Source organism: Pseudomonas sp. UBA5706, assembly GCF_002419965.1.
GTDB lineage: Bacteria > Pseudomonadota > Gammaproteobacteria > Pseudomonadales > Pseudomonadaceae > Aquipseudomonas.
Genome location: NZ_DIHC01000043.1, coordinates 157,920 through 170,290 on the forward strand (window position 1 = coordinate 157,920; position 12,371 = coordinate 170,290).

General features: G+C 59.2%; 8 protein-coding genes. 5 read left to right on the forward strand and 3 right to left on the reverse strand.

Annotation, left to right across the window (positions count from 1 at the left end):
- Positions 1–13: 13 nt before the first annotated feature.
- From B3I26_RS21515 to B3I26_RS21525, 4 genes are read left to right on the forward strand one after another with little or no spacing between them, the layout of a single operon-like run.
- Entirely contained in the window at positions 14–1,372 is a 1,359-nt protein-coding gene (locus tag B3I26_RS21515) for a SidA/IucD/PvdA family monooxygenase (RefSeq protein WP_296260644.1), read from the forward strand.
- Entirely contained in the window at positions 1,369–2,388 is a 1,020-nt protein-coding gene (sbnA, locus tag B3I26_RS28965) for a 2,3-diaminopropionate biosynthesis protein SbnA (RefSeq protein WP_409521931.1), read from the forward strand. The genes B3I26_RS21515 and sbnA overlap by 4 nt, the downstream gene beginning before the upstream one ends.
- Entirely contained in the window at positions 2,381–3,388 is a 1,008-nt protein-coding gene (gene sbnB / locus B3I26_RS28970; protein WP_409521932.1) for a 2,3-diaminopropionate biosynthesis protein SbnB, read from the forward strand. Before sbnA ends, sbnB begins: the two co-directional genes overlap by 8 nt.
- On the forward strand, positions 3,379–5,196 hold the full coding sequence (locus tag B3I26_RS21525) for an FAD/NAD(P)-binding protein (RefSeq protein ID WP_296260646.1): 1,818 nt from the start codon (positions 3,379–3,381) through the stop codon (positions 5,194–5,196). The genes sbnB and B3I26_RS21525 overlap by 10 nt, the downstream gene beginning before the upstream one ends.
- Before the next feature lie 104 nt (positions 5,197–5,300).
- On the opposite strand, the gene B3I26_RS21530 is transcribed toward B3I26_RS21525, so the two are convergent.
- The 3 genes from B3I26_RS21530 to B3I26_RS21540 form a co-directional block, all read right to left on the reverse strand.
- Positions 5,301–6,584, reverse strand: coding sequence for a hypothetical protein (locus B3I26_RS21530; protein WP_296260647.1), 1,284 nt, complete (start codon positions 6,582–6,584; stop codon positions 5,301–5,303).
- A gap of 16 nt (positions 6,585–6,600) precedes the next feature.
- Positions 6,601–7,905 carry a hypothetical protein gene (locus B3I26_RS21535; protein WP_296260649.1) on the reverse strand — a complete coding sequence of 435 codons (1,305 nt, stop codon included), beginning with the start codon at positions 7,903–7,905 and terminating at the stop codon, positions 6,601–6,603.
- Between the two features lie 467 nt (positions 7,906–8,372).
- Positions 8,373–9,992 carry a glucan biosynthesis protein D gene (locus tag B3I26_RS21540; RefSeq protein WP_296260650.1) on the reverse strand — a complete coding sequence of 540 codons (1,620 nt, stop codon included), beginning with the start codon at positions 9,990–9,992 and terminating at the stop codon, positions 8,373–8,375.
- Between the two features lie 405 nt (positions 9,993–10,397).
- On the opposite strand from B3I26_RS21540, the gene hflK reads away from it, so the two are divergent.
- Positions 10,398–12,362: a protease modulator HflK gene (hflK, locus tag B3I26_RS21545; protein WP_296260652.1), complete on the forward strand. Its 1,965-nt coding sequence runs from the start codon at positions 10,398–10,400 to the stop codon at positions 12,360–12,362.
- The last annotated feature ends 9 nt before the right edge of the window (positions 12,363–12,371 follow it).

Sequence of the window (12,371 nt, forward strand, 5' to 3'; positions counted from 1 at the left end):
AGGGAGAATCACTATGAATCAGTTTGAAATCGAGGGTTTGCGTCAGGAGTTGGACCTTGTGTCGGTCGGCTTCGGCCCCGCCGGTATCGCACTGGCCTGTGCGCTTGAGGATGAAGCGGAAGACAACGGCGAAAAGCCGTTTCAGCGTGTGCGGTTTTTCGAAAAGGGACGCGACTCAAGCTGGCACGGCGCATTTTTGCTGGCAGGAACGGACATCAACCATCATGTGTTTCGTGACCTGGTGACGCCGCGCAACCCACGCAGCCGTTTCTCGTTCGCCATGTACCTGAAGTCCAAGGGGCGCCTGTATAAGTTCGGCCTGTTGGGCCGCCCTGCAAGCCGTGTGGAATGGTCAGATTACATCGGTTGGGTGGCGGCCCAGCTCAAGGACTATGTGGCCTATGACGAAGGTGTGCTCGACATACTGCCGGTCGTTGAAAAGGGTGTTCTACGTGCAGTAGATGTGGTCACGGCTAAAGGGACGTATCGCACCAAAAAACTGGTGCTTTCCCACGGCAGCCTGCCCAAAATTCCCGAGGCTTTCAGTCCACACTTGGGCGGTCGCGTATTTCACACCTCGCAATATCTGAAAAATATCCATCTGGGCGGCGGGCCTATCGCTCAGCGCTGGTTGGTGCTCGGTTCCGGACAGAGCGCGGGCGAAGCGGTAGCGCATCTGCTCGGCGCCGCGCCGACCACGCAGGTGCATTCGGTGCATCGGGGCGTCGGATTTCGCGTGGGTCAGTTGGGGCAGTTTCCCAACATGGCGTTTCTGCCGGAGCAGGTCGACTACTTCCATCAACTGGAGCCGGCGCATCGTAACAAGGTGTTCAACGAAATTCGCTCTACCAACTATGCAGGTATCGACGCCGATGAGAGTCAGGCACTGTATTCCTTCATGTACGAAGGCGAAGTGAGCGGGCATCAACGCCTGAACCTGCATCCCTGGTCCAATGTCCTCTCTGTGGAAAAGGTTGGCGATGCCTACTCGGTGTTGTTGCGCGACAGCAACACAGGGTTCGAAACCACGCTGTACGTCGATGGCATTGTGCTGGGTACCGGTTATGAACAGCTGGCAGTGCCTCCGTTGCTAACATTGTTGCAGCCTTGGTTACTGCGCGATGAGGACGGCAGTCTGGCGGTGGATCGGCATTACCGCGTCGGCTTGCAGAACAGTGAAGACCTGCAGATTCTCGCCAACGGCACCTCGGAGAAAACCCACGGCATTAGCGACGCGCAGTCGTTTTCCATGGTTGCACTGCGTGCCCAGCATTTGACTGATGCCTTGTTGGCCACACAACCGCGCCAACTGGCTCCTTTCGTGGCTCATCCAGAGCGAAACATGCTGGCAAGTGCCGAGGCACGGCCATGAATTTTATTTCTCATATCGTGGGCGATTCGAATTTCGTCCGGCTCAGGGGGTTAGGCTTCGAGAACCTGCACCTCAAGCTTGAGTCCTGCAACCCCGCCGGTTCGATCAAGATGAAAACCGCGATAGGCCTCATTGACTCCTACGCCGAGCGTCGACTTATCCACAAGGACACGGTGCTGATCGAGTCTTCATCGGGCAATCTGGGCGTGGCGTTGGCGATGATCTGTGCAGAGCGAGGTTACAAGTTTTGCTGTGTGGTCGATCCGAACACCAACCTGCACAACATCAAAATGATGGAAGCCTTCGGGGCGCAGATCGTGATCGTTACCGAACATGATGATAACGATGGCTATCTCGGCACCCGGATTCGATACATCCGTGACACTGTCGCGCGTGATCCGCGCTTTCTGTGGCTGAACCAATACAGTAACCCGGCCAACGCTCGTACTCACGAACAGACCACGGCGCGATCGATTCATATCGCCTTTCCTTCGCTGGATTACCTGGTGGTCGGCGCAGGGACGACTGGCACGCTGATGGGCTGTGTGCAGTATTTCCGTAAGCATTCGCCGCGCACCAGGATTATCGCGGTGGACAGCGCAGGGTCGGTCACTTTCGGTCAGACGCCTGGCAAGCGGTTCATTCCGGGTCTGGGATCGAGCCAGATGCCGCCGATCTTTCGCGCCAATCACCTGCACAGGCAGCAGGTGGTCGATGAGCGCGCCGCCGTTGCCATGTGCCGCTGGCTGGCCAAGTCCAACGGCGTACTGGCGGGGGGATCCACTGGCACTGTCGTGGCTGGCCTGGCCGCGCCGTCGCTTGGGATTCCCAAGGACGCAGTGGTGGTGGCGATCTCTCCCGACGCAGGGGAGCGTTATCTGGAAACCATCTACAACGACGAGTGGGTGGTGCAGAAATTCGGCCTGGCGGAATTGGCTGCATTGTCGTCGCAGCCCATCAGCCGCTACATCAAGGAGCATGTCCACACCTTTGAAGGGGAAACAGCGAATGTCTGAGTTTCATGTCGTACCAGGCGCTGTGATCAAGGACATCCTCGCTAGTCAGGCGCACAGCATGGTTGCGCGCATTGAACAGGCCTACCTGCAACATCACGCCGGTCAGACCGTTAACCCGGATAGCTATTTTTTGCGTTTTCCACAGCAGCCGGCCAATCGAATCATTGCCCTTCCCGCATCGCTGGAAGGCGAGGACGCAGTGGCCGGCATCAAGTGGATCTCAAGCTTTCCCGGTAACGTTGCCCAACACAAACCCCGGGCATCGGCGGTGGTGATCCTCAATGATCGCGAGACGGGCTACCCCTATGCTTGTCTGGAAGGCGCGCAGATCAGCGCTGTCAGGACCGCAGCCTCCGCAGTGTCAGGCGCTTACTGGCTCAACGGTCAATCACGTAGGGCCGGCTCTGTAGGGTTCATCGGTGCGGGTGTGATTGCCCGCAATATTGCCCGCATGCTCGCGGTTGAAGGCTGGGACATCGACCAAGCTGTCGTGCACGATTTCGACGAGGCCTCAACCCTCGCGCTGAAGGGCTACGTAGAGCAGATCGACTTATGCACAGCCCACGCTGGCTCGTTGCAACAAGCCTTGGCTGCTGACCTGGTGGTCTTCGCCACCACCGCTGGGGAACCCTACGTAAAGCCACCGATGGCGTTCCGTGCCGGTCAGGTCGTGCTGAACATTTCGTTACGCGACATCGCTCCGCAGTTGCTGCTGGAGGCCAACAACCTGTGCGACGACGTGGAGCACTGCATGAAGGCTAATACTTCACCGCATCTGGCCGAGCAGCTCACCGGTAATCGCGACTTCATGAACGGTACCCTCGCCGCATTGATCAGCAACGAGGTAAGCCTTGATCCGGCCAAGCCCTCGATTTTCTCGCCTTTCGGGCTAGGCGTACTGGATCTGGCGCTGAGCAAGTTCATCGTCGACGTTGCGCTGGCCGAATCCCGTGCGGTGGCCATCGATTCGTTCTTCGGAGAAACCTTGAGATGGAATTGAGTCCGACGCTGCGCCTGGGCAGATCCGCATCGCAAACGGCCTATCCGGAGAAAACCGCGCAGCCACCCGCCATCAGAATCGGCATCGTAGGCTGCGGGTCACGCGGATTGACGGTGCTGGAACGGTTGTGTGCACTGGGTGCCAGCAGCGAGCGGCGGATCGAGATCAGCGTATTCGATCCGCATCGCCCGGGGCCCGGGCTGCACTCGGTGGAGCAGCCGTCCTACCTGATGCTCAACACCGTGGCCTCGCAGATCTCCATGTTCCCTGATCAAGCCGCGCTTGGCGGTTTGACCGGCCGCCAAGGACCGGACTTTTACCAATGGTGTCTGCGCTTCAAAGCCGCTGAGCGGGTCGTGCGCCCCAATGAGTTTCTACCCCGGCCCTGGCTGGGCGAATACCTGGCCTGGACCTACGAGGAGATCATCCGCACGCTGCCAGGGCAGTTGCAAGTGACTCATTACGCCATGCCTGTGGATAACGTGGAGCAAACGGATCTGGGGGCATTTACCCTGTCCACAGGGGTAAAAAAGTATCGCGTGGACTGGCTACTTATCACGGTCGGTCATGCTGATACAGGGCCGCACATCAGCAACAGCGGCTTGGCAACCCGACGCCTGCAGGCTTATCCACAGCCCCATTCCTTGGGCGAGATTTCATCCACAGACTGCGTGGGCGTAGAAGGGCTTGGCTTGTCAGCGATGGATGCTGTGGCAGGCTTGACGGTGGGGCGCGGCGGTCGCTTCGTCGAAGATGATGATGGGCTGCGTTATCAGCCATCGGGCCTTGAACCAAAACTCTTTATGTATTCGCGCAGTGGTTTGCCATACCGCACCCGGCCCGATATTTCGCTGCACCACAAGGGCGGTTCGCCTCTGATCTTCACTTTGGCAGCGGTTGCCGACTTGCGGGCGCAGCATCCTCAAGGCCTTGATTTTAAAGGGCAGGTGCTGCCGTTACTCAAGGCAGAGATGGTCGCCGAATACTTCGGGTTGACCGCCGCCCTTCAAGGCGAATCGTCGAGTCAGATCAAGTCCGAGATCGCGGCGGCGTATTGGCAAGGCGAGTTCGAAGCCGTACAGCAAGCACTGGCGCAGCGCTTCGCCGTGGCGCCGCTGGATGAAAGCCTCTTCAAGCCCCAGCACCTGCAAGTGCCTGTGGATAATTATTCCCGTTGGGTGCGAGAGTTCATCCAGGCCGATTTGAAACAGAGCGAGACGGGTCTTGACCGCAGTCCCCTAAAAGCGGCGGTGGAGGTTTGGAGAAGTTGCCGTGAACAACTTAGGCGGGTTGTGGATAACCACGGGCTGACCCCGGAATCGAACCGAATCTTCTTCGATCAATACGCGCCGCTGGTCAACAGGCTGGTCGCAGGCCCGCAAAAAGAACGTCATCAGGAACTGTTGGCCTTGGCGGACGCGAATGTGCTGCGTTGGATTCATGGGGCAGAGGTTATGCACAGTGATTCGCAGGGCGAGGTCTCGATCAGACTGGAAAATGGCCAGATGATACCGCTCACCGCAGTGGTGTGCGCCCATGTCAGCGACAGCCGCGTGACCTCAGCGCATCCGAAGATTATCAGGCAGCTGTGTGACAGCGGCGTTATCCACAGCCGTGGTGCCGGCGCAGAGGGGTTGGATGTGGACAGCCATGGCAGGGCACAACCCAATCTGTGGATAACCGGCCCTATCATGGAAGGCGCCACCTATTACAACCACTACGTCCCTTCGTCAGGCAGCTACTCCCGTGCATTCGTGGACGCTGACCGGATTGCCCGGGACATGTTGGGGTTGACTGTCTTGCCGTGAAGTTATCCCCAGGCACCTGATGCGCAAGTCGGCTCGGTAGAAATAAAATCGCGGCAGGGATTTATTCGTCCAGCGCCGCGCTGCGACTTTTCAGTCGTAAACGTTCAGGCGCCGGGGCTCAAGCGAATGATTTTGGGAAACCCGGTCAGGCTGATGGGAGCGGTACATCGGTCGTCGGTGCAGTCCCAGCGCTGCTCGATGTTCTGCATCCCTTTGTCTGCTGCCTGAGTGTCCAGCACTCGCAGTGGGGCATTGTTCATCGCCTGACTGCTGACTTGATCTGCCCGTGGGCCAGTCGCTGACCAGGCAACCATGATCCGCTCATGACCATCGCTGAAGGCCAACTTGTAGATGCCGTCAGCCTGAAGGCTGGCGCCCGCATCGAAATCGAAATTGCGCAGGTACGGGCTGATTGCCTTGAGCACTGTGTAAGCGGGTTTTGGCGAGAGATCCACATTGAGCAGTCCGAAGTTGTGCTCTCGATCATCGCGCTGGGTGCCATCGTTAATCAGGTCGTACCACCACATGCCTTTGATATTCGCAACCGTGCGGGCTAGAAAAAAGGCGCGCGCCAGATACGCAGCCTGGCGAGCCGTATCAATGCCGCAAGGGCCTTCGTCGCTCGGCCAGCTCATTTCCGTCAGGTACAGCGGCACTGGGGTGCCGCCTTTGCTGAACCTGCTGTCCAGTTCGCGCATCCATTTGATCCAGCTTTCCGGCGTGTTGCGGTCGCGGCCTTCGCAGTGCACGTACGGATGCAGCGAGATACCGTCGGCGTACTTGAGTACGCCAGCGGCGAGGATGCGGTCGAGAAAACCGCCCTTGATGCCCGCGGAGGTTGCCGCGCCGGCAAGTACCTTGGCCCTCGGATTATTCTTGCGAATGATTGGCGCGGCATCCCTTACCACGGCCACGTAATCATCGCTCAGGCGCGCGTCGGTCGGCCCATCGATGTCCCATTCGTTCCACACCTCGTAGTACTTCACCGGGTTGCCCAACTGCCGGGTGAGGTAGTCGACGTATTTGAGGTAGGGAATCCTGACCTCGGGCTTGCGTGGCTTGGCGTTGCCATTGAAGGACGTGCCGTAACCAAGAATGACCATCGGCGCCTGATTCAGCGCACTGGCCGTAGCCAGCCAGGCGCGCCATTGGGGGATGATCTGCAACTGATTGGGCTCAGGCTCGGCCGTGGACCAGAACGCGTCGTCACGGACCGAGGTAACGCCCGCGGTGTTGGCCAGGTCCAGACTGCGCTGTAAAGGCTGATCAAGGTTATTCATCGAATGCGTCGCAACGCCAACGATGAAAGGCTCGGCCAAGGCCACATCGGCAACGATAAGGCAACACAGCAACATCAGGCCTTTGCAGCCCATCCTCCAGAAGCACATGCGTGCGTGTCCTTTCTTAGCTCAAGCCTGGCAAGCCATTCCATGAGGCGGCTTTAACGGGCTTCGGGGCGATGACCCTCACTTGCGCCCTTGCAGCCAGCGCATGCCCGATCGCCATGCCCAGGAAAAGGTTACCCAGCGTCACTTCCAGGGTGTCGGTGGTCCAACTGACGATGCAGATGCAGAAACCGGTAGCGAGCATCGCGCGGCCATAGCGGGTGGTGATGTCGGCAAGGGTGAAGAACAGCGGGATATGCAACGCGTATAGAAACAAGCCGACCAATCCAAAGGTGGCCCACAGGTACACCACCGTGCTGTCGGAGATCATGAAAATATCGGCACCGGCTACCGGGAACGCCGCCACCGCGCTGCCAACCAGGCCGAATCCAACGCCGCTATAGGCGCGATCTTCGCTGACCAACTCCCGGATCACGTTGGGCCAGGTGTTGATCAGGCGGTCATAGATCGATGACAGCGAGCTTGCCGTCGCGATTTTGTTAGGGTCGAAGTCATACAGCATGCCGATCAACGGCAGCCCCATCCCTAGCACAACGGCGGCGACGATGGCGCTGCGGGTGGTCCAGCGAAATCGGGTAATCAGCAGCAGCCCGACAGCGCCGGCGAAGGCCAGCACGGGCGCCTTGCTGGTGGTGAGCACGACGCCTGCCAGGCCAACGGCACAAATGGCAATCGCCAGCATTCTCGAACGAACCATCGTCATCAGGTACAAGCTGAAAATCGAAATGATGATGGCCAAGGCACTGGAAATCCGCGCGAACCCGGCAGGCCGGTCGGCATCTTCGGCTGCCCACGTGGTGTTGGCGCTCAGCTCGGTCCCGCCGATGCTGTAGCTGTAGCCCTTCCACGGCAGGTTGGTGTACTTGTCCAGCACGATGCCGCCCAGTGAAGCGACCAGCGCAAACGCGATCACCCACATGAACAGACGTTTGTGGCGGATGACCTGATCGCCGCATGCCAGCCCGAATAGAAGAGGGCTGATGCCATACAGCGCGAAAGCGAAGTTGCCGGCGCCAGCGCCATTGAGCACGGCCCACGCCGATGACAGCAGGAGCACCAAAAAGCTTAGCCAGACACCGGGCCCGGCCTTGAAGCTGCGCAACTCCAGCGCGAAAAACAACAAGCAGGCGACCTTTGGCGCATAAAGCAGCACCGAAATTCCGGCCTTGTCCAGGTAGAAACGCAGCGCGCCTGAAAAGGTCTCGACCAAAATCAGACTGATCGCGACCAGCACGATGGCCGTGGATTTGTCGAATGACATGATCGACGGCTTTTCAACGTAAGCGGGGGAAGGCGACATCATGGGAACAGCCCCTCGGGAGCGCTGGAAATAAAAATGATCAACAGCGACAGATAACAAACTCGCTTACCAGACCATCGCTCACCCGTATCGGCAACTGCTGTTAGCGAGAACGGCAAGTCGCTTGGCATTAGGTGGCCGTTATCCAGGACATTTGCTGGGTGGGATCGGTCTCGCAACGGCGTGGCAGGGGGATATATCAGCCGCAGATGGCAGGCCTGTCAATCAAATAGTCAAATTTTCGGACAGTCGCGAAGCGGGAGTAAAACCAGAGTTCGTAACTCATTGATTCATATAAAGGATATAAATTTGACGCTTGGAATTGGGGGGCCTGGATCGATTATTAACGCGGCCACTATGGCGCTGGCTTCGCCTAACCCGTCCCCGGTATAGGGCGAGGCGTTGTAGCAGTCCGGCTTGCCGGCGGTGAGTTTCGCAAAATCGCACCGCCGGTAAGCTGGGCTGCGATATCAGGTGTAGCGTCGCTTGTCAGGCGCAGGCGGGAAGTACTGATATAACCACGTCTCGCTCAGCGTGCGGTCTCCGGTCTTGATGAACATGCGCATCTCTACCGGGTCCACCGAATCACTGGTCGGGTACCAGTCGAACGTGACACGCAAGCCCTTGATATCGGGCAGCACCAGCACATTGAAATCCTGCACCTTGCCGCTGGAAACGGTGACCACAGGCTCGATACCCGACCCTTCCGGCAAACGATCAATACCGCCACCGTTGAAGTCCACGGCAAAACGACGCGCCCAGACCTCCGGGTAATGCTCCCCCGGCGCCCAACCTTCGATGAAACCACCCATGCCTGAACGGGTTGCGTGGACTTGTGCCAGCGGCGTGCTCACCGGGGGCAGCGGGCTCCAGTACAGCTTGTAGCCGTAGTTCATAGACATGCCGGCCTTGATCGGCACTTTCGGGTTCCAGAACGCAACGATGTTATCCAGCGTTTCGCCGGTAGTAGGCAGTTCCAACAGATCGATCGATCCCTCGCCCCACGCCGTGGTCGGCTCGACCCACAAGCTTGGCCGCCGGTGATACCAGTCGACCGTATCCTGATAGGTCTTGAAGTCGTGATCGGTCTGCACCAAACCAAAACCCTTCGGATCCTTGTCGGCGAAGGCGTTGAATTGAATCTTGGCCGGGTTGTTCAGCGGTCGGCAGATCCACTCACCATTGCCGCGCCACATGGCCAGGCGATCGGAGTCATGGATTTCCGGGTGCAGGGTGTCGCACATTCGACGCTCGTGGGTGCCACAGCTGAACATGCTGGTCATGGTCGCGATGCCCATCTGCTCGATATCGGCGCGGGCGTTGATATGGGCATCGATGTCCATCACCACGCGGTCGGACTGGCAATCGATGTCAAAGCGATAGGCGCCGGTCGCGCTCGGCGAGTCCAGTAGCGCGTAGACCACGAACCTAGTGGCGTCCTTGGTGGGCTTTTCGAACCAGAACTTGGTGAAGTCGGGGAATTCTTCGGGGCGATGGGAGTAAGTGTCGATCGCCAGACCGCGCGCTGAAAGACCGTACTGTTTGTTGCTGTCGATGGCGCGGAAGTAGCTGGCGCCGAGGAAGGAGAGGATGTCGTTGATTGCGATTTCCGGGGCCTTGAACAGCTTGAAGCCGGCGAAACCGAGGTCGCCCTTGAGCTGGCTCTGGTCGATGCGGCTGGCCTCATAGTTGAACAGTTCGGGGCGGAAATGCACTTCCCGCGCTTGCTGGGTGGCCGGGTCCACGCTGTACATCCGCACCGGGGTCTTGAAGCCTGCGCCAACGTGGAAGAAATGCACGTCAAGCTGACCTTTGACGTCGTTCCACAAGGAGTGGGCCGCGTCGTATTTGATCGCGTTGAACTGCTGAGGCGTCATGTTCGCCAGGGTGGGCGGCAGCGTCTGCTTGGTGCTGACGTAAGCCTTGCCTGCCATCTGTTTGGCCAGATCCTGCAGGGTCTTGAAATCGAAGTGTTCGATGTCGCCATCTGCCGCCGCCGCCAGGGCGCGTGCTGCATAAAGACCCGAGGCTGGCAGCGCGCTATAGGCTGCCAATGCCATGGAAGCTTTCAGGAGATTCCTGCGATTCATAGGGTGAAGCCTCTGAAGAAATGCTGTGCCTTCCTGCACGAAAATGTGCGCTTTTCCAATCCTTGCCGAACGCAAATTACCAACAAACAGATAACAATCCGGGCATCTTGTTCGCAGTTAGAAGGAAAAAAATCGTTTCGTCGGCGAATGGGGTTCCGGAAATCGCCTTGTCCGCGTTGCGCGTGGCAGCTGGAAAAACGCTACAAACAGCTCAAGCTGTCAGCTGGCTGTCGGAATGCAAAGTCGCAGCCCATTCCCACAGCAAGCAGACAAAAATTTCACGACTTCTGTTATATCGTAACGCTCACTTAGATCAGTGTTACGGGGCGTTTCCAAGTGGGGGACAGCTCATGCAGCGGGCGGGAAGGATGATGACTACGGCGTTCGGCAATTTCTGGAGCATCCATGCGGTTTGATCTGGATGGTGAAGGCGCAACTGCTGCACATCTGCCAAGGTTTCAGCGTGCGGGTATTCAGGCACGTCGTCTGTCGCGGTTGACCTACGTGCTGGGCGCCTTGGGCGTGATTGGCCTGGTCATCTCGCTGTTCGTCGACCTGTTCTCGCCAAACTCCCTGTGGACGGCAGTGCTCACCAACAGCTCAGCGAGTCTGCTGGTGCTGGTGTCGGCGTTGCAATCGGCCCAGGTGGTCGCCCTATGGCGGGCGCGGGTTATCGCACCCGATGAGACTGCGACCTCGCCAGAGGAGCCAATCGCCGCCGACACGCAGGGCTGGTATGACCGGCTGCTCACGCGCGTCGGCGGGGCAGGCACTTCGATGGTTGGCCAGATCGGCGCGCCGGTGTTCTGGCTGGCTGGTTGGGCGCTATTGGCACTGATCAGTATTTCGATGATCTGGAATCTCGCGCTGATCGGCACCAATGTCGGCCTCACGGGTAGCGTGGTGGGCGGTTTGCTGCTGCTGATCGGCTTTGGCCTGTTGGTGCTGGAGCGCCAGTTCAGCAACGAATCCGTAGCGAGCTGGCCCGAAGCCGAACAACTGGCGCAGATCGCACGCCTGACGATTGGCACGTTGCTGATTGCTGCGTTGTGCCTGTTCTTTTCCTCGGCCGATCGCGTATGGCCCGCCAGGCTGGCGGTGCTCATTGGCTTGCTGCCGGGCCTGGTGGCTGTAGAGCTGCTGATTCGGGCGCTGCTGTCGATCTTCAGCCCTCGCAACGAACGCCTTGAACCGCGTCTGGTGGCCAGCAGCTTCGGGGCTGGCCTGCTGCGGTGGCCACCACGTCCGCTGACGGCGCTGCAGAACGAATTGCACAATCGCTTCGGCATCGACCTACGACAGATCTGGGCGTTTACCTTCATGCGTCGCGCATTCCTGCCTGTGATGGTGGTGATCGTCGCCCTCGGCTGGGCGCTGAGTGGTGTGCACGAGATCCCGATGCAGGGCCGTGGGATCTATGAGCGCTTCGGCAAACCGGTCGAGGTCATGGGCCCTGGGCTGCACGCGGGCTTGCCCTGGCCGTTCGGCACCGTATTGCCGGTGGAGAATGGCGTGGTTCATGAGCTGGCGACCAGCGTGTCCGAAGGTGCTGGCGCCGAACAGACGCTCGATCCTGCCGAAGGGCCGCCGCCGCCCGTCGCTAACCGCCTGTGGGACGCCACTCACATCAATGACAAGTCGCAGGTGATCGCCAGTGGCTCGGGGGACAAGCAGAGCTTCCAGATCGTGAACATGGACGTGCGCTTCGTTTATCGCATTGGCCTGGACGATCAAGCTGCCATGGCCGCCACCTACAACAGCGCCGACATTCCAGGCCTGATTCGCAGCACCGCCAGTCGCGTACTGGTTCATGACTTCGCCTCGCGCACCCTCGATCAATTGCTCGGCGAACAGCGTAGCGACCTTGCCGCCGACATCGGCAGTGCCGTCGCCCGAGACCTGAAGAAGCTCGACAGCGGCGTGGAAATTCTTGCCACCGTGGTTGAGTCGATTCACCCACCCGCCGGGGCAGCCAATGCTTATCACGCCGTGCAGGCGGCGCAGATCAGCGCCCAGGCGCTGATCTCACGCGAACGCGGTGCGGCGGCCGACCAGGCCAACCTGGCGCAGTTGCACGCCAGTGTGGCTCACGATCAGGCAGCGGCCAATTCCCGTGAAACCCTGGCCACGGCGCAGAGCGCAGACCTGCGTTTCAATGCCGAACAACAGGGTTATGCCAAGGCCGGTCAGGCGTTTTTGCTCGAGCAGTACTTGAGCCAACTGACCCAAGGCATGACTCACGCCAAATTGCTGGTGCTGGATCACCGTTTGGGCGGCACCAGCGCGCCCACCATCGATCTGCGTTCTTTTACCCTCCCGGTCGACCCAGCGGCGTCGCCAAAGTCGGCTGAACAGCCAATGGCTGAATAAGGAGTCGTC